Genomic DNA, 17,695 nt, shown 5'->3' on the forward strand with positions numbered 1-17,695 from the left:
TCTTCGCCGGCAAGCCGGCTCCTACGGGAGGGAATTGTTGTACTGGGGAAGGCTTGAAAATGCGCCGCCCGGACGGGGGCTCTGTTTCATAAGCAAGACCGCACCATTGGACGTGCTACATGCCAAGGGTGCGGCACCATTACTGGCCATGACTCAACTGCTGGAAAGCCTCTCCCGCGCAGAGCCGGGGAATGCTGACGACGCCAATCTGCAACAGATCTCCAACGTAGCGGCAATCGTGCTGCGTGACAGTTGCGCCCTGTTGGGTGTGATGGGCCGGCGGCTGCAAGCCTGATGCGTTGCGCTCCGTACTGCTGGGCGGCGCGGAGCGCTTCAAATGGGGACGGTGATTTGTTTTTTAGAGGGAAAGAAGTTTTTAAAAAGTGGTTGAAAACGGCCAATAGCGGATGTTGGATCAAATCCGATCTTACAAATTGTGGACAGTTGCCTGCCTTACTCAGTCTGCCTTCTATTAAACCTGGTTTCGCGATGTGAAAAAGGCCATCACTGCCGCGAGTACCAGCAAGACAGAGCTTGCGAGAAATGTCGTGCGATAACCGCTGCCGTCGAACAGCAGCCCACCGAGGGTAGAGCCCAGCGCAATGGATAGCTGAATGACCGCCACCATCAAGCCGCCACCGGCTTCAGCATCCTTGGGCAACGCCTTGGCCAACCACGACCACCACCCCACAGGTGCCGCCGTCGCGATCAGGCCCCACAGCCCAAGCAGTACAAAAGCTGCCACGACTTTGCCGCCAAGGACAATCAAAGAAAGTGCAATCGCGGCCATCAAGAGTGGAATGCAGACCAGGACGCGGTACATTCCGGTTTTCAGGAAAGTGCCGATCAGAACGGTCCCGACAAAACCCGCCACGCCGATGACCAGCAGGACCATCGACAACAGGGATACATCTACACCTGTGACGGTTTCCAGGAACGGGCGCAGATAGGTGAACAATACAAACTGCCCCATGAAGAAAATGCCCACACTCAACATGCCGAAACTGACCAATGGGCTCTTAAACAATCGGAAGACATTGCCAGCGCCCGGTTTGCGCGGCGCCGGCGCCATGGCTGGCAGGCTGATCCACTGCCAGATCAACGCGATAATCGCTACCGGAATAAGGCAGAAAAAAGCACCCCGCCAACCGATGACACTCCCCAGATAGCTTCCCAGCGGAGCGGCCACTACGGTTGCCAAAGCATTGCCGCCGTTGAAGATTGCCAGAGCCTTGGTCACGCTATGGGCAGGTACCAGGCGCATGGCCATTGCCGCCGACATCGACCAGAATCCACCGATCACCACGCCGATCAGCGCACGACCAATCATGTACACCGTATAGTTCGGCGCCAGACCGACCACCAGCCCCGACACACACATAATCCCGGTCAGTACAAGCAACAGCGTCTTGCGGTCCATTGAACCCACTAGCCTGGAAATCGCAAGGCTTGTCAGCACCGCGAAGGCGCCGGAGATGGCGATCCCATACCCGGCCAGTCCTTCACTGATTTGCAGATCCGATGCAATCGGCGTGAGCAAACTGACAGGCATGAACTCCGAGGCGATCAACGCGAATACGCACAGTGTCATCGCAAAGATGCCACTCCAGTAAGCCGGCAGTTCACCAGTCTCCGGCGTGCCGAGGGCCTCACCTGCCGGGGTGTCGAATACTTGAGCCGTCATTCAAAAACCTCTCATCAAACAATTGCAGGCGTTTTAGCGTTTCTATCCAGATTTTTGGGCGTTACAAGATTGCCCACAATTTGAAGACTGTATGAGCTCTTGAAGGTCACCTTTTGCACAGTGACCTTGTCACTTTTGTAAAAATTGTTGGCGCCTTCCGGCGGGCTGACAGCGCTTTTCGAGTCAGTTGCTAAGGCATCACCGCCTGCGACTGAAAGGACGCCCAGGGCCGCAATGCTGACACCGCTGGCCTTTACGAATGCGCGCCGATCAAGCCCTGGAGAGTTCAAGGCTTCTGCAGCTTCGAGGAGGGTTACAGGTGTCTCGCTCATCATCAGTACTCCGTTCCAGATATGTGACAGAGCTTGACGGATTCGAAATATCTTGATTAGTAGGCGTAATCTTCATGTGGTTTTGAGAAAAACTCAGCAATGGCCAGTACTAAAGTCAACGATCTCCAAGCTTTTCTTGCGGTGGCGCGAGATCAAAGCTTTACGAAAGCCGCCGCTAAACTGGGCATTACTCCCTCTGCGCTGAGTCATACGATCCGGGCACTTGAACAAAGACTGGGGATACGACTGCTGGCCCGCACGACACGCAATGTGTCGCCCACAGAGGCGGGAGAAAGATTGATGCGCTCGATCGCTCCGCTTTTTGATCAGATCACCGCCGAGCTTGAAGCGCTGGGCGAGCTGCGGGACAAGCCCAGTGGAACGATTCGTATTTCCTGTACTGATGATCAGATTGAGTTGTGCATTCGGCCGATGCTTGCAAGCTTCCTGAAGAGCTACCCGGATATCACACTGGAGTTCTACGTCGACTATGGATTCACCAACGTGGTCGAGGAACGATTCGATGCTGGCATTCGCATGGGCGAATCGATCAGCAAAGACATGATCGCCGTTCGCATAGGCCCAGATTGGCGGTTGGCTGTGGTGGGCTCTCCAGAATATTTCGAACGCAACCCGGCACCAACAACCCCCCATGAGCTGACCGGGCATGACTGCGTGAATATCCGACACAGACCATCAGGGGCGATCTACGCATGGGAATTTGAAAGTAATGGCCAGGCTTTTACCGTCAAGGCAGATGGACAACTTGTTTTCAACAGCATCATGCACGTACTCAATGCCGCCGTGGATGGCGTTGGCTTGGCCTACGTACCAGAGGAATTGGTAGCACCCTATCTGGCTGACGGCCGGCTCAAAGAAGTCTTGGCCGACTGGTGCCCTGAGTTTCAGGGTTACCATTTGTATTACCCGAACAGGCGACAAACGTCTCCCGCCTTTTCTGCATTGGTGGAGGCGCTGAAATATAGAAGCTGAGCACTCTCGTCTGCTATGGATCGATTGCGGCCGATCGTGACAGGTAACAATCGGCCAGGAGCTGCCGCTCGTAAGCGGCAGTTTCCGCAGTCAGTCAACCGTCGATCAATCCTGCAGAGCTTGGACAGTCGAACTTCCCATACCCGCGAGAAAAATGCCGATGTCCCGATTAGACCGCAGACAAACCACGCGGCAAGCTGATGGCGCTGTTGCTACAAGATGCTGCATTTTTTCTCGCGCTGATTTTTTCGTCCGCCACATGAATCTAAAAAACTCCGGCAGGTTCGCCAGCAGCTCGGGGCAGTTCTCCGGCAAGTCGGGCCGAGACTGACCGCGTTGGAGCAGCGTTCTGCGCAGTACGCGCAAGAATCGAAGCGTCGCCGAACGATCAATCCATATCAAAAGATCGGCACGGGCCACCCGGTTGTCCCAAGTGGCTGAATGGCCACCTTCGAATATCCAGCGATCTCGAGCCTCTACATCGAGACAAAGCCGCGTCTTTTCGTCCGGGCTTCGTTCGATCCACCCTGGCTGCCAGTGGATAGTGTCGATATGAACGACCGGCAAGCCCGTGCGCTGACCAAGCTCACGCGCCAAAGTGCTTTTGCCTGATCCAGGTTGACCAACAATCATCACCCGTTGCATCGAAGCTCCTTCTCGCTATGCAAGCTGATTTTTTGGGGCGGCGATTTTACGTCAATGCTTACCTCGGTCAACAACAGGCGGTCAGCACGACAGGCAACTTCTGACCGAAAGCGGTCAGCCCAAACGACAAAGCATCGACACAGGTGAGTCCAAACGGTTAGCCGCCAAGGGCCACAGATACTTAGGTCAGGCCCCGACCAAGGGATAGAGCATTGGCCCTCTCCGTCGATCTAGAAGCATCTCAACTGGCATTGTTCGAGCAGCGCCCGTTCACGCAGTCAAACGCCCTTTCAGCGAAGATCGCTGGCCTGGCCGTTGCTTTCGATAGCGCCACCTCCCCTACCCCAACTGCAAAAAGAACCGACCAATCCCCGCGCCTATCCGCTCTGAAAAATCCTCATCCAGAAACAGATACCCCATGCCATCCGAGAGCACGCCTTTGTGCTCAGGCAGCGCTCTATCCAGATCACCCCCATAAATGGATACCCTTCTGCGCCCTGCCTCCGCTGAAACAGGCGCCTGCAGCCAAGCGTCCACGCCATCCAGCTTCGAGGCCAGGTTCTCGTCATCGTCCACGTCGCAGTTCACCCCCAGCCGTACCGCCCCGCGATCTGAAATCGGCTGAGCCGCCTCATTCCGCTCGGAACCGGCTCGAACATAGCCCATGACAACCGCTTGCGAGCGTCCCTGGATGGCACGCAACTTTCGATAGTGGCCGACTTCGCCCGGCAAGTACGGCACAAAAACCGAAACCCAATAACTCCTGTCGATCAGGGCCTCTGAAAACCAATGTCCAGGAAAGGCCATCAGGTGTGTCAGCGGTACTCCATCAGGCGAACAGGGCCAAGCCAGCTCTGTGGGCAGGCAGGCCCCACCACCGACATAGGCATCCTCTTTTGCAGGCGTTTCACCGGTAAATATCAGCTCGTCAAACATCCGTTTCTTTCCGCGTAGTTAATGATTCCAACATGTGACTTTCCAACTGAAAAGTCTATTTAAATGGATGAGTCCTCTCGTCGACCGCAGAAATGACCGGAAGCAACTTACTGGCGGTCAACCAGGATATGCCGAATGCGATCAGACCGACCCGCTCACAATAAAAAGTAAGCCTCGAGTTAAAGCCAGACAACGCTTCATTAAAAACATGATCAACAACCATCACCAGCATTGACAAAACTATTGCGACGCCACAGAAAGTATAAATCACCGATCGCCGCCTTGCCTCAACATGCCCCTTGGACTCAGCACGCCCACGAAACAAGTAACAAAAATAAGCCAATATGGAAAACATCACAGCAGCAGAAACATAGTGCACATGAGGTATGGTTTCTATATATCCATTACACCCGCATGGAAATGTTGCAACACCAAATGCGGCAACGGCCGCCACTTTACTAAGCAACATCTCTTTTCGCGAAAAGCCATTGTACGCGAGCATAAAAGCAGATATCGCAAAAAGCAACCCAACAAACAAATTGCGCCCCCATTCACTCTCATGATACGAAGCACTTATAGAAGTTATGTCCCCTCCCGAAAGAAAGTCCGTTACATTCGCAAGCACCATAGCTATTATGCCCACTTGCAACTTTATCGTATTGTTATCTATTTCAGGACACTGAGGCGTTGAAAGCATAACCTGTCCCTCACATAGTTTGATATTCATCAGAGCTTTTCAGGTACACCGTTGCCCCAGCGTGGACTCCATTGACAAACTTGGACGCCGGGGCATTTAAAATACATCTACAGGTATTCCATTAGTCTTGTCGACACTGCGGAAATTACATCTTTGTCAGACCAATACTCACCATGGCTCGCGACGTTCCATGACGAAAGTATGCCACCGGCATTAATCGAATGATCATGAACAATATTGTAATTCTTTCCAAGTTGGCGTAATGGCCAGCCTAATACGTCATCCTGATCATAGTAGTTATCCCAAGTAAAATTGGGGCTTGGCGGATCAAAGCAAACCCTTGCGTCCAGACCTGAAACGAAGATGGGGATATTGCACCCCGTTGTAATTAGATTATTGAGCGACTTCAGCTTAAGAAAATTCGCCTCCGGACCGGTATTGGGCGATGAAAATATATACCTTCCATTTTGGGCATCCCATAGATAATTCGATATGACTTGGCAGCCCAAAGACTGAGCAATCAAGACTATTGGCGTATTCGGATCACTACCGCACTCTTTGAATGCAGACAGCAAAACATTTTGGATTTCTTTTTGGACATCAAGATATTTTCGAGGGTCCTTTTGCGCACTGTATTCCAAAGAGCCGGCATCCCCAAAACCAAACAGAAAAAACTGTCGTATTTTCAGTGCATCAAGCTCATTGGTTTTCTCCTTCAACATGGCATCCCATAATTTATCCTGAGGACCTTGTAAAATAGGGGCATACTGTATGTTCTTGAAGGATACTTTATCCCACCGCTTACTCCCGAGCTTTTCGATGACCCCCTCTTCAAGATCTCGAAAATACCCCGGTTTAATTTTCCCCATACCATGAATCGTTATCAGTGCGACGCTTTTCATGAATGACTCCTTTCTTCGGAAGGTACATCTGACGCTTGGCCACATAGCAGCAAGAGTGACCTACATATAAATCAGATTGAGCATACATCACCCGTAAAGTAATATTCCTGACTAGCTATCATGTAATCAGGGAGCATATCGCCGACGAGTATTTGATCTACTATGGCTGCCGGGGAAAGCATTCCGGTTAGAACAGAACAACCGAAAAGTTCAATTTGATATGGCGAAATATTGAAACTCGGGATTGTCGACGTAGTGCTACTCATTGGTAGATCCCTCTAAAACACTCTCCATTGAGATGTTTATAGCTCAGATAATGGCAATGTGCTCCGAGCCCACCAATGAACCAAAAAACTCATCACTGAAAGATGCAACCCATAGATAGAGGCCAGGCACCCCAAGGTCGATTCTCAGGGTATGTCAAAATTGGCTGCGCTGCCGGTACTACAACGTGATGCAGGAACTGATCAAGCGCTTCTGGGGAAAACCAGGCTCCCCGCCCCTTCAACCTCGACGTGAATGCCCATGAACCCGCACCTCGCCCATCTTGTTTCCGACTACCAAGCCAGCATCCGCACGGCTGTCGAACTGATGCAACAATCCGCCATTCCCCTCCCTGCCAGCAACGCCGATTGGGTGGGAACCGATATCCCGGATCAAGGAGAACTGGCTGGCGGTATTCGCTACTTCAAGCACGGCTATGGCTGCGCCGTTCACCTGCCAACGGCAACGGTGAGCTTTGACTTTGGCGAGCAGGGCGAAATCGACGGTGTAACCCTATCGAGGCTGGCCGGTTTTGCCGAGAACAGGCTCGTGGAATACGGTTTTACAGATGAGGATGAACTAAAGCAGTGCTTCGACCAAGAAGTGGCAGCAGGCTCTCTGGTGTATTCGGGCTATATCCTTTATTACGTCGCAACCGTTAGACCCCTAGCGCGCACGCTCGAAGATAGCGACAGTCCTTCACCCCCCGAGCACCCCGGAAGCCCATCATGAAGTTCACCTCAGCCGGCCAAATCATCGACCCACGAACCGTCGGCTATCGCAGCCTGGGCTTCGGCGAGGCACTGACGATCCCAGCAACGCCCTATGAACTGCGCATCCACCACGGCGATCTGCCGCAACGCTTTCTTGACTGCGCGGACACCTTTGCCGCCGAATGCAAAACCGACGATATCGACCAGGGTTTTGTCGACATCCCGGAACTTGCAGAGCTGGGCTACCCAAGCTTCAGGACGCTGTTGAAGGACCATCCCGATCTGGCGGCGCGCCTGGTCCAGGACTACCTGTATTTCGAGTTGCTGTTTTCGCTGTTCCCGCATTCCAGCGGCCTTAAAGTCGTGATCAACAGCATCACCCGCGTCTGCTCAAAAGAAGGCGTCATCCTGCTGACGGGCCAGACCTACGCGGCCAGACACTCATGAGAAAGCCCTGGCGTCAGGACCGAGGCCTGGGATCAGGCCAATGATGGCAACCGACGATTCACTATCGAGCGCGGTCCGGGCCTTCTCCCTGGCGGCTTGATGCGCGCTCAGGGCAATGGCGTATCAGCCGCAACACAGGCAACCGCTGATCAGCGGTTGATCGGGATCGTTTTCAAGAAATGCGACTTTGACCTCCACACCGGGTCGCAGCGGCGTCACGTCACAACGCCAATTGGCAGTACCGGCCAGCCAACAACTGCTCTTGTCGTCGAACCGACCTTCGCGGTCCCAGGGAAACTTGACCTTGACCCTTTCGAAGCGCTGACCACGCGAGTTCGCCTGGTCTTCCAGGGCGATGACCAGCGCCGTCTGGTTGCCTGGGGCCAGAGGTTTCTCATGAGCCAAAGGCGGGCGATAGCAAAGGTCCAACGCAAGCGCGGTGAAACGGTTGCGATAACCCTGGCGCAGTTGATCCTGGTTGTCAGTGTGGCCATTGGCGACGCTCTCATCCGCAACCTGTGGTTGCTTGCCCTCATGAATGACCTGAGTCAGTAGCCAGAGGTCGCTGCCCTGGCCCGAGGTTTCCAGGACATGACCACTGAGCAGCCCGCTCTGCGTACCTTGCCCTTCAACCTGGCGCGACTCCCTGGCACGCAGGCTTGTCGGCGTGCCGTGACCGACCGGTAACAGGGTGGCGAGCCCATCGTGCCCGGGGGCAAAAGCCGTGGTCGGCCCGATCGGGGGGAATACTGCCTGCTGATCGCCAAAGACCAGTACGTGGCCTTGAGCGCTGTGCTGGAAGTGGAAGTGAATTCCCTCTTCCTCGCACAGGCGCTGAATAAAATGCAGATCGGTTTCATCGTACTGGGTGCAGCAGTCACGCTCGGGGTAACTCGCCCCGAGCTCAAAGCGGTAGGCATCCCCCAGAATCCCATGCTCCTCCAGGACCAGGGCGACGATAGCGGGCACCGAGAACTGCTGATAGATCCTCTTGTTGATACGGTGACGCAAGTAGGACAGGTGCGGCACCAGGGCCAGGTTGTAGTGCGCCAAGCCTTGAGCGTCCGGGCCTCGCGCAATGTGATAGATGCGCCCATGAATGCCATTGCCCCAAGTGTCGAATGCCAGAAAAGCCGGCACATCGAAGAGGCATTGCAGATCCAGATCCGGTCGCTCGCTCACACACTCCACATTGAAGAAATAAGGCTTGCTGATCGCCTCTTCTCCGGTGAACGCGCGCACCTTGAAGTCGTGCGCAAAACCGTCGATTGTCAGGCTGAACCGGGGTGCATTGGCTGGGCTGAACATCCACTGTTCTCTTATTGCATAACCTGTTGAATGGGCACGGTCGTGCAGCGCCTTGCGCAAAAGTTCATCTTGCACAAGACGCGTACATGTCTCCGAGTGTTTGAACAATGCGCTCACACACAATGAAGATGTGCATGAAGCAGCAAGCGAAGAGTCAACTCAGATCAGATACTGCTCTTCACCTTGGTCCAGACCCGAGTACGGATTCTTTCCAGTTTCAAAGGCAGCGGCTCAAGCGGAACCAATGTGGCGATGGTTTGCTTGTCTGGATAAATCCAGGGGTTATCGCGCAACTTCTGCTCGACAAACTCGGTGGCATCTTTATTGCCATTAGGATAAAGCGTGTGATTCGAGGTCTTGGCAATCACTTCCGGGCGCAACATATAGTTGATGAAGGCCAGCCCTTCCTTGGGGTGAGGGGCATCTTTCAACAGCACCAGGTTTTCCGACCAGACCAGCGCACCTTCACGAGGAAGGCTGTAGTTGATCCTGCGCCCGGTATTGGCGCTTTCATTGGCAGCCTGCGCAGCCAGGGCGCCATTGGCCCAGCCCACAACCACACAGATGTTGCCGCCCGCCAAGTCGGTGTCGATTCTGGAGGAGTCGAAATAAAGGATATAGGGGCGAATCTTCAACAGCAGCGCTTGCGCCTTCTGGTAATCATCCGGGTTCTTGCTATTGCTGGGCAGCCCGAGGTAATTCAAGGCAATCGAGATGATCTCGCTGGGAGAGTCGAGCATGGCCACACCACAAGACTGCAGCTTGCTGATGTTCTCTTCCTTGAAGATCAGGTCCCAACTGTTGACCGGGGCATTGTCGCCCAGGGCTGCCTTGACTTTATCAACGTCATAACCAATGCCGGTGGTGCCCCACAAGTAGGGCACGGCGTAGCGATTGCCAGGGTCATTGACCGCCAGTTGCGCCAGGATGGCGGGATCGACATGGGACAGGTTACTCAGTTGACCTGAATCAAGTGGCTGCAGGACTCCGGCCTGGATCAGGCTGGGCAGTACATTGGAGGTCGCCACCACCACGTCATACCCCGTGCGCCCGGCCATGACCTTGCTCTGCATGATATCGGCGCTGTCGAAGGCATCCATGTGGATACGGGTGCCGGTGGCCTGTTCGAACTCCTTTGGAGTCTCTGGTGCGAGCAGCCCGAACCAGTTGTAGAGGTACATGGCAGGCTCTGCGGCACCCGCCGTTGTGCTTATTACGGCATAGAGAAACGCAGCCGAAAAAATGGTTCGCAAACGTGACTTTCTCATGCAACATCCTTGTCCAGACGACGTGCCCTCATGGCGGTCGTAAACCCGTGCCAGCGAATATACCGGGCATCAGCCAATAGTAAATACCTACGATTACTTAGCTCCGGCCGACCATTCCCTAACCCTAAAGGGGTAGAAAATGCCACTCGATCTTCATAGCCTGGCCTGGCACCGTTCGATTGGAAAACTGATTCTGCAGTTGAATCGCCCAGAGTTCTGGAGCTCACTTATCCGCACACTCAATGAATATGTGCAGATTGATAACTGGGTAGTTTTGATCTTCAGCAATCAACAAGTGCAAGTTGTCAGCCTGCCCGAGGTGGCAGATGCAGAAGAAGTGGATGCGTTCATTCACCTCTATGTAAAAGGCCTGTATTTGCTGGACCCCTTCTATATCGCCAATCGAGAAAACCCGCAGAGCGGCTTCTTTCATCTACTGGATATAGCGCCGGAGTACTTTGTTGAAACCGAGTACTACCACAAGTACTTTGCACAATATATTTGCGTAGATGAAGTGCAATACAACATCCAGCTCGATGCTGACAGAACACTGTGCATTTCCATTGGCAGCAACGCCCATTTCAGCCAGGAACACATCACCATGCTGGACATCATCAAGCCGTGGGTCACGGCACTCATGCATCAACGCATGTGCTTCGAAGTCGATGTGGAAAAAAGCCTCAGCGAACCGCCGCAATGGCCGGAGACGATCACCCAGTTTGGTACCCAGATAACCACGCGGGAAAGTGATGTGCTCAGGCTGCTGCTCAGTGGCTTTTCCAACAAGGAAATCGCAGGAAAGCTCTCCCTCTCCACAGAGACGATCAAAGTGCACCGCCGCAACATCTACGCCAAGTTGAACATCAAGTCACAGTCCGAACTCTTTGCACGCTTCTTCATGCCCAGGCAGGATGTGCTCTCTTTAAGCTAGGCCCCGGGCCTGGAATGAACTCACAGGCCTGGCACGAACAGCGAGAGCAGCAGCAGGCTCACGTACGTTCGACCAAGCGTTGCTCATTCGCCTGAACACCCACATGGAGCCGGTAGCCATTCGATGGATATCCAATTTCGCGGTAACGCAATGCCTGGCAACCCCGCCGCTGGCACCTGCGATGAATACAGCCTGAGCGCCATTTCCAGCCTGGATGAGCTGATCGACGCCTACCGCAAGATCGCGGGCGACCACCCGGGTTTCCAGCCCCTTCTCTCGCTGGATGATCTGCCCCAGGCCCGCTACACCTCCGGGCATGCCCGCAACAACCTGGGGCTGGACGATGCCTCGGAGCAGGAGATCGCCCTGCTACCTGCAGAGTGCTTCGAACAGGGTGAATACCTGGGCTACCCCACCACCAAGGCCGAGTTCGCGATCTGCTTGCGCAACTTCACTGACCTGGTGGCAGGCAGCTCGTTCGAAGACGCTTGCGCCCACGGCCTGACCCTTGATGCGCCAGCCCTGCGCGAATGGGTGGACTATCAGCAAAACCCTGTATCACTGCTCGACCAGCCCCTCTCGGCACTCCTGGTGCCCGTCGAGCAGTCCTATCAGGCGCTCGCCGCTTTTCCCAACGGCTACTTCAGTTGCGACCTGGGCCCCGCGCAAAACTTTGCGGTGGCCCGCCACTTCGCCCAGGCCCATGGCTATGAGTTGATCGGGGTGGGCGCGTCCTACCTCGGCTTCCTGCGTGCAGAGCCTGCCGACCTTTGCGTCGCCAGCGCGGTGGCGAGCGATTTTTGTGCGCTCTACAACACCCCCGAGGAGGACCGACAAGCCGTGGTTTCAACGGTTGTCGAGGCTGTTCGCGGTCGCACCCATTTGTGGCTGCGCTACGTGGAATGACGCTCGGAGAAAAGACGATTGAGGTTGGCTGAGCAAGGATCTAGGCATGTCAGACATGTGCGGTATATGTGGTCGAAAACTGGGCCTCAAAGACGATCCGCTTTCGGTCGATTGTGGCGGTGACTGTTGGGGTTGCATTGGCCCCATTGAGGCTGATCTTGGAAATGCCGAATCGTCAGTCAAGGTGAAGGAAGAATTTGACACGGGTGTGCGCCCAGGCAGATCCGAGACACGTTTCAAATCATAATTGACGCCGACGTGCGCTCAACGACCGCAAGCGCACAACCCTGGCATGCCCCCCTCTACGCCGACTCGCCTTTATCAACCGCCAACGAAGCAAACATCTCAGCGCGGCACACCTCAAGAATCTCATCCGCCAGCGCGGAATCATCCGGGCAGGCACGCGACAACATGATCGCACCCACCGCACGGGACAGCAGGTCGATCATTTTCCGTCTGCCCTCCTCCGGAGCGGCATCCGGCCGGGTCGGGTATTTGTCCCCCAGGGTTTGCAGGGTGTGCTCGACCCCTTCGGCAAACGTCGCTTTCACATCATCCGATTGGCGCGCCGCATCGCCACACAACGCGGCCATGGTGCAACCGCTGCCACGTCCGTCGCGATGTTCTCTGGTCACATAGACGTCGATGAAGCCAGGCACATCCAGCGCCTGCACGCCTGCCAGCGACTTGGCAAGGCTGCAGGCCGAGGCCTCGGCCATGAGGTCGGCCTTCGAGCCGAAATGCTTGTAGAAGCCGCCGTGGGTGAAACCGGCCGCCGCCATCAGATCCGACACACCCACACCGTCGAAGCCGCGCTCACGGAACAACTCTGAGGCCGTTTCAACGATGTGCTCTCGATTGGCCTGCGCCTGGGCCTTGCTCACTCTCACGTGCAATACCTCATGTTCATTGGGAAATCATGGGCCCAATCATACATAGATGTCGATCACAATCAAAACCGTTGACAGTTTAGATTTCGATCATCATCCTAATTGCACGCACCACCGACCTCCACCCACGGGCACGGAAGAGACACCAGATGACCGATCAGAATCTGTTCACCCCTTACACCCTTGGCGCCCTCACGCTGTCGAACCGCATCGTCCTCGCGCCACTGACCCGCAACCGCGCGGGCGCAGGCTTTGTTCCCAGTGAATTCGCCGCCACCTATTACAGCCAACGCGCTAGCGCGGGCTTGCTGATCAGCGAAGCCACGCAGATTTCCCAACAGGGCCAGGGCTATCAGGACACCCCCGGGATCTACACCCAGGCGCAGATTGATGGCTGGCGCACGGTGACCGACGCGGTCCACGCCCAGGGCGCAAAGATCTTTGTGCAACTGTGGCATGTCGGCCGCGTATCCCACGTTGATCTGCAAGAAAACGGCGCCGCCCCCGTGGCCCCTTCCGCGCTGCGTGCGGCCACCCAGGTGTTCGTCAATAACCGCTTTGAAGACGCCAGCGAGCCCCGCGCACTGGACATCAACGAACTGCCGGGGATCGTCGCCGATTTCCGCCAGGCCGCGGCAAACGCTATCGCTGCCGGGTTCGATGGCGTGGAAATTCACGGCGCGAACGGCTATTTGCTGGATCAGTTCCTCAAGGACAGCGCCAACGTGCGCACCGATGCTTACGGCGGCTCGATTGAAAATCGTGCGCGTCTGTTGCTCGAAGTCACCGCTGCCGTGGTCAATGAAATCGGTGCGGATCGCACCGGGGTGCGCTTGTCGCCGGTGTCGCCAGCCAACGGTGTCTCCAGCAGCAATCCGCAGGCGCAATTCGATTACGTCGTCGATCAACTCGACGCCCTCGGCGTCGTTTACCTGCACATGGTCGAAGGCGCGACCGGTGGCCCACGTGACGTGGCGCCATTGGATTTCGCCGCCCTGCGCCAGCGTTTCAAAAACACCTACATCGCCAACAACGGCTATGACCTGGAGCTGGCAACCTCACGGCTCGCCGAAGACCAGGCCGATCTGATCGCGTTCGGTCGCCCGTTCATCGGCAACCCGGATCTGGTGGAGCGCCTGCAAAGCGGCGCGCCGCTGTCCGCATTCAATCCCGCCACCCTCTACGGCGGCGGCGCGGCAGGCTACATCGACTACCCGACGCTGGTTGATTCGAGCGCCAGCGCAAGCTGAGCAAGCAGAAACCGAGCTGTCCGTTTTCACCCATTCTGAAAGAGAGATGATTCCATGAACACTCGCCCTACCGTTCTCATCACTGGCGCCTCCACTGGCATCGGCGCCATCTACGCCGAGCGCTTCGCGCAACGTGGCCATGATCTGGTCCTGGTCGCCCGCGACCGGGCACGCCTGGACGCACTTGCAGCCCGACTGCGCGGCGAACACGGGGTCGCCGTCGAGGTGATGAAAGCGGATTTGACCCAACTCAGCGATCTGACAACCGTTGAAAGCCGCCTGCGCGACGACGCCCGTATCGGCATCCTCATCAATAACGCCGGCGCCGCGCTGTCCGGCAACTTCATCGAGCAAAGCACCGACAGCGTTGCGCAACTGGTTGCCCTCAACACCACGGCACTGGTGCGGCTGGCCAGTGCCATTGCCCCGCGCCTGGCCAAAGCCGGTGACGGCGCGATCATCAACATCGGTTCGGTGGTGGGCCTGGCGCCGGAGTTCGGCATGACGGTCTATGGTGCAACCAAGGCTTTCGTGCTGTTCCTGTCCCAGGGCCTGAGCCTGGAACTGTCGCCCCGGGGCGTGTACGTGCAGGCCGTGCTGCCGGCCGCCACCCGCACGGAAATCTGGGACCGCTCCGGCGTCGACATCACTACCCTGGACGAAATCATGGAAGTGGGCGATCTGGTGGATGCCGCACTGGTCGGTTTCGATCGGCGCGAACCGGTGACCATCCCGCCACTGCAACAGGCTGAACCCTGGGATGACCTGCAGAGTGCACGTCAGGGCCTGCTGGGGCACATCCGTCAATCCGAGGTTGCCCAGCGTTACCAGACCCAAGAGTGATCTTCAGGTAGCGAGCATTCGCGGCGGATTCGCGGCAGGCACTGCGACGAATCCGGTCCGCTGTTCGGAGTAGCAATGAATCCAACGCAGACAACCTTCCCCCCGGCTTTGCAGACGTCGTTCATCAACGCGGCGAACCAGTCGATCATGGTCAGGGGCATTCCCTTCGCCTATCGCGATACCGGTCCCGCGGGCGGCGTGCCCCTGGTGCTGTTTAACCACTGGGGCGCGGTGCTGGACCACTTCGACCCGGCAATAATCGATGGGCTGGCACAGACCCGGCGAGTCATCACCACCGACTATCGCGGCATCGGCGGCTCGGGTGGAACCGCCCCCCTGACGGTCGGCGACATGGCGCAAGACGCCATTGAGCTGATACAGGCCCTGGGGTTCAAGAGCGTCGATATCCTGGGCTTCTCACTCGGCGGTTTCGTCGCTCAGGACATCGCCCTGCAAGCCCCCCAGTTGGTGCGCCGCTTGATTCTCACCGGCACCGGACCGGCCGGCGGCACCGGTATCGACAAGGTCGGCTCGGTGACCTGGCCCTTGATGCTCAAAGGCTTGCTGACCTTGCGCGATCCCAAGTACTACCTGTTCTTTACCTCGACGCCCAATGGTCGTCGAGCCGCCTCGGAATATCTGCAACGCCTGAAAGCCCGCAGCAAGCATCGCGACAAGGGCCCAACGCCCGGCGCCTTCCTGCGCCAGTTGCAAGCCATCACCGCGTGGGGCAGACAGGCACCGCAGAATCTTGGGCGCTTGCGGGCGCCGACGCTGATCGTCAATGGCGACAACGACATCATGGTGCCCAGCATCAACTCTCATGCCCTGGCCAAGCGTGTCCCCAACGCACAGCTAGTGATGTATGAGGACGCCGGGCACGGCGGCATTTTCCAGTACCACGCGGACTTCGTGGCCAAGGTCCGGGCGTTCCTTGAGGACAGAGCCCCATGACAGCAACCCCACCCAAGCACCGCCCACACCTATTCCAACCGACAAGAGCCGCACCACGATGAAAGCCTTTCTAATTGATCGCTATGGCAAGAACAGTGGGCGCATGGGCGAAGCGCCCACGCCCACGCTGGGTGCCCACGACGTGTTGATCGAGGTCCACGCCAGCAGCGTCAACGTGCTGGACTCGAAGATCCGCAACGGCGAATTCAAGCTGATCCTGCCCTATGCATTGCCGCTCGTACTGGGCAACGACCTGGCGGGCGTCGTGGTTGAGGTTGGCCCCCAAGTGCAACGCTTCAAGCCGGGAGACGAAGTCTACGCGCGCCCGCCTGAAACACGGATCGGGACGTTCGCCCAGTGGATCGCCGTGAACGAAAACGCAATCGCCCTGAAACCTGCCAACACCAGCATGACCGAGGCCGCGTCGATCCCCTTGGTCGCACTCACCGCCTGGCAAGTGCTGGTGGAAACCGCCCAACTGAAAAAGGGCCAGAAAGTGCTGATCCACGCAGGCGCAGGCGGTGTCGGCACCCTTGCCATCCAGCTGGCCAAACACCTCGGCGCTTTCGTCGCGACCACCACCAGCACGGCGAATGTCGAATGGGTCAAAGCCCTGGGCGCCGATCAGGTGATCGACTACAAGCAGCAGAACTTCGAAAGCGTCCTGCATGACTACGACCTGGTGTTGAACAGCCTGGGCAGCGACGTACTGGAAAAGTCCCTCAAGGTCCTCAAGCCCGGCGGACAGCTGATTTCCATCTCCGGGCCACCCACGGTGCAATTCGCCCAGGAGCAAGGGCTGGCCTGGCCGTTGCAGCAGGTCATGCGCCTCTTGAGCTTCGGTATCCGGCGCAAGGCGCGCCAGCGGGACGTCCGCTACGCCTTTGTGTTCATGCGGGCCGACGGCGCCCAGCTGCAACAGATCACCGCGCTGATCGAGGCCGGAATCATCAAGCCTGTGGTTGATCGCAGCTTCAGTTTCGAATCGACGGCAGAGGCCTTGCAGTACGTCGAGCAGGGACGAACCAAGGGCAAGGTGGTGGTCAGGATCAAATGACCCCATCGCCGACCGATGACCCGACCGAGTCGACAAGAGCGCCTGGGCCCCGCGAGGCAACGTCAGCCCAGGCGCCGGAGAGGCCGGAGCCGCAAGCGCCAGCCGATGCTGTCGCGCTGCCACAGATCCTTTGGCGCCGCTTGATGCTGGAGCCGTAGCGAAACCGCGTGAGTTCGCCGGCGGTTCTGGCCGCGACCCAGGCCGGCTAAACCTCGGCCGACGCCCCCTCATCGGCTTCGCGCAGAATCCGTTCAAGCGCCGGCCGCGTCCACTTTTCCCAAGGCAACTCATCCTGCCCATCCCCCGGGTGACGATACTCTCCCGCATCAAACGCGAGGTAGATGGAAAAGGCCGGCTCGGGCATGTCAGCGTTCAAGGACACATCAACAATGTCACTGAACAAGGTATTCATGACCGCATCGCCGTAATGAAAGTCGCGCTGCCCCTCGATAAAGAGCCGGGCCACCGCCATGGCGACTTGATTGAAAAGAGCACACCGGTCTATCTGCATCCCGTCATACAGACGATTCAGGTCATGGCAGGAGTCGCTTTCGATCGCTTCCAGCACCTTGTGAAGCTCGGCTTCACTCAACATCCTCTGCATCCACTGGCCCACCGTTTGTCCGGAAGGCGCAGATTAGCATCCGCCAAACGCCCTGTTCATCGGATCAACGC

General features: G+C 56.9%; 20 protein-coding genes. 10 read left to right on the forward strand and 10 right to left on the reverse strand.

Annotation, left to right across the window (positions count from 1 at the left end; translation table 11 throughout):
- A partial coding sequence (locus tag F6S12_RS14770; protein ID WP_409999842.1) for a hypothetical protein occupies positions 1 to 295 on the forward strand: 295 nt, incomplete at its 5' end.
- A gap of 177 nt (positions 296 to 472) precedes the next feature.
- Here F6S12_RS14770 and F6S12_RS14775 read toward each other — a convergent pair.
- Positions 473 to 1,684, reverse strand: coding sequence for an MFS transporter (locus F6S12_RS14775; RefSeq protein WP_315869025.1), 1,212 nt, complete (start codon positions 1,682 to 1,684; stop codon positions 473 to 475).
- A gap of 14 nt (positions 1,685 to 1,698) precedes the next feature.
- A complete protein-coding gene (locus tag F6S12_RS14780; protein WP_315869026.1) occupies positions 1,699 to 2,016 on the reverse strand; it encodes a twin-arginine translocation signal domain-containing protein in 318 nt (105 codons plus the stop codon).
- A 99-nt stretch (positions 2,017 to 2,115) separates the two neighbouring features.
- Here F6S12_RS14780 and F6S12_RS14785 point away from each other — a divergent pair, with 99 nt between their 5' ends.
- Positions 2,116 to 3,009, forward strand: a complete 894-nt coding sequence (locus F6S12_RS14785; protein WP_041118032.1) for a LysR family transcriptional regulator — start codon at positions 2,116 to 2,118, stop codon at positions 3,007 to 3,009.
- A 105-nt stretch (positions 3,010 to 3,114) separates the two neighbouring features.
- On the opposite strand, the gene F6S12_RS14790 is transcribed toward F6S12_RS14785, so the two are convergent.
- The 4 genes from F6S12_RS14790 to F6S12_RS14805 all read right to left on the reverse strand — a co-directional run bounded on the left by F6S12_RS14790 (position 3,115) and on the right by F6S12_RS14805 (position 6,189).
- Positions 3,115 to 3,654 (reverse strand): AAA family ATPase, encoded by a 540-nt coding sequence (locus F6S12_RS14790; RefSeq protein WP_315869027.1) that lies wholly within the window; start codon positions 3,652 to 3,654, stop codon positions 3,115 to 3,117.
- Between the two features lie 339 nt (positions 3,655 to 3,993).
- A complete protein-coding gene (locus F6S12_RS14795; protein WP_053151366.1) occupies positions 3,994 to 4,590 on the reverse strand; it encodes a hypothetical protein in 597 nt (198 codons plus the stop codon).
- 55 nt (positions 4,591 to 4,645) lie between these two features.
- Positions 4,646 to 5,317 (reverse strand): DUF998 domain-containing protein, encoded by a 672-nt coding sequence (locus F6S12_RS14800; protein ID WP_315869028.1) that lies wholly within the window; start codon positions 5,315 to 5,317, stop codon positions 4,646 to 4,648.
- Between the two features lie 77 nt (positions 5,318 to 5,394).
- Positions 5,395 to 6,189 carry an NYN domain-containing protein gene (locus tag F6S12_RS14805; RefSeq protein WP_041118028.1) on the reverse strand — a complete coding sequence of 265 codons (795 nt, stop codon included), beginning with the start codon at positions 6,187 to 6,189 and terminating at the stop codon, positions 5,395 to 5,397.
- Positions 6,190 to 6,714: 525 nt separating this feature from the next.
- Here F6S12_RS14805 and F6S12_RS14810 point away from each other — a divergent pair.
- Entirely contained in the window at positions 6,715 to 7,185 is a 471-nt protein-coding gene (locus F6S12_RS14810) for a DUF6896 domain-containing protein (RefSeq protein ID WP_152686188.1), read from the forward strand.
- Positions 7,182 to 7,613 carry a hypothetical protein gene (locus F6S12_RS14815; RefSeq protein ID WP_053158259.1) on the forward strand — a complete coding sequence of 144 codons (432 nt, stop codon included), beginning with the start codon at positions 7,182 to 7,184 and terminating at the stop codon, positions 7,611 to 7,613. The genes F6S12_RS14810 and F6S12_RS14815 overlap by 4 nt, the downstream gene beginning before the upstream one ends.
- Positions 7,614 to 7,736: 123 nt before the next feature.
- On the opposite strand, the gene F6S12_RS14820 is transcribed toward F6S12_RS14815, so the two are convergent.
- Complete coding sequence (locus F6S12_RS14820) at positions 7,737 to 8,921, reverse strand: contractile injection system protein, VgrG/Pvc8 family (RefSeq protein WP_152686699.1); 1,185 nt, start codon at positions 8,919 to 8,921, stop codon at positions 7,737 to 7,739.
- A gap of 164 nt (positions 8,922 to 9,085) precedes the next feature.
- Entirely contained in the window at positions 9,086 to 10,189 is a 1,104-nt protein-coding gene (locus F6S12_RS14825) for an extracellular solute-binding protein (protein ID WP_152686187.1), read from the reverse strand.
- 139 nt (positions 10,190 to 10,328) lie between these two features.
- Between F6S12_RS14825 and F6S12_RS14830 the strand changes: the two genes are divergently transcribed.
- Positions 10,329 to 11,120, forward strand: coding sequence for a response regulator transcription factor (locus tag F6S12_RS14830; RefSeq protein ID WP_011061102.1), 792 nt, complete (start codon positions 10,329 to 10,331; stop codon positions 11,118 to 11,120).
- A gap of 123 nt (positions 11,121 to 11,243) precedes the next feature.
- Positions 11,244 to 12,026, forward strand: a complete 783-nt coding sequence (locus F6S12_RS14835; protein ID WP_053151358.1) for a hypothetical protein — start codon at positions 11,244 to 11,246, stop codon at positions 12,024 to 12,026.
- Between the two features lie 302 nt (positions 12,027 to 12,328).
- Here F6S12_RS14835 and F6S12_RS14840 read toward each other — a convergent pair whose 3' ends face one another.
- On the reverse strand, positions 12,329 to 12,916 hold the full coding sequence (locus F6S12_RS14840) for a TetR/AcrR family transcriptional regulator (protein WP_315869029.1): 588 nt from the start codon (positions 12,914 to 12,916) through the stop codon (positions 12,329 to 12,331).
- Positions 12,917 to 13,065: 149 nt separating this feature from the next.
- On the opposite strand from F6S12_RS14840, the gene F6S12_RS14845 reads away from it, so the two are divergent.
- The 4 genes from F6S12_RS14845 to F6S12_RS14860 all read left to right on the forward strand — a co-directional run bounded on the left by F6S12_RS14845 (position 13,066) and on the right by F6S12_RS14860 (position 17,020).
- A complete protein-coding gene (locus F6S12_RS14845) occupies positions 13,066 to 14,166 on the forward strand; it encodes an alkene reductase (protein ID WP_053151349.1) in 1,101 nt (366 codons plus the stop codon).
- 54 nt (positions 14,167 to 14,220) lie between these two features.
- Positions 14,221 to 15,009, forward strand: coding sequence for an SDR family oxidoreductase (locus F6S12_RS14850; RefSeq protein ID WP_315869030.1), 789 nt, complete (start codon positions 14,221 to 14,223; stop codon positions 15,007 to 15,009).
- Positions 15,010 to 15,084: 75 nt separating this feature from the next.
- Complete coding sequence (locus F6S12_RS14855) at positions 15,085 to 15,963, forward strand: alpha/beta fold hydrolase (protein WP_182999894.1); 879 nt, start codon at positions 15,085 to 15,087, stop codon at positions 15,961 to 15,963.
- A gap of 58 nt (positions 15,964 to 16,021) precedes the next feature.
- Positions 16,022 to 17,020, forward strand: coding sequence for an NADP-dependent oxidoreductase (locus F6S12_RS14860; protein ID WP_161466859.1), 999 nt, complete (start codon positions 16,022 to 16,024; stop codon positions 17,018 to 17,020).
- A 205-nt stretch (positions 17,021 to 17,225) separates the two neighbouring features.
- Here F6S12_RS14860 and F6S12_RS14865 read toward each other — a convergent pair whose 3' ends face one another.
- A complete protein-coding gene (locus tag F6S12_RS14865; protein ID WP_315869031.1) occupies positions 17,226 to 17,615 on the reverse strand; it encodes a hypothetical protein in 390 nt (129 codons plus the stop codon).
- Between the last annotated feature and the right edge of the window lie 80 nt (positions 17,616 to 17,695).

The organism is Pseudomonas sp. JV245A (assembly GCF_032424515.1).
In the GTDB taxonomy this organism is placed as follows: Bacteria; Pseudomonadota; Gammaproteobacteria; order Pseudomonadales; family Pseudomonadaceae; genus Aquipseudomonas; species Aquipseudomonas protegens.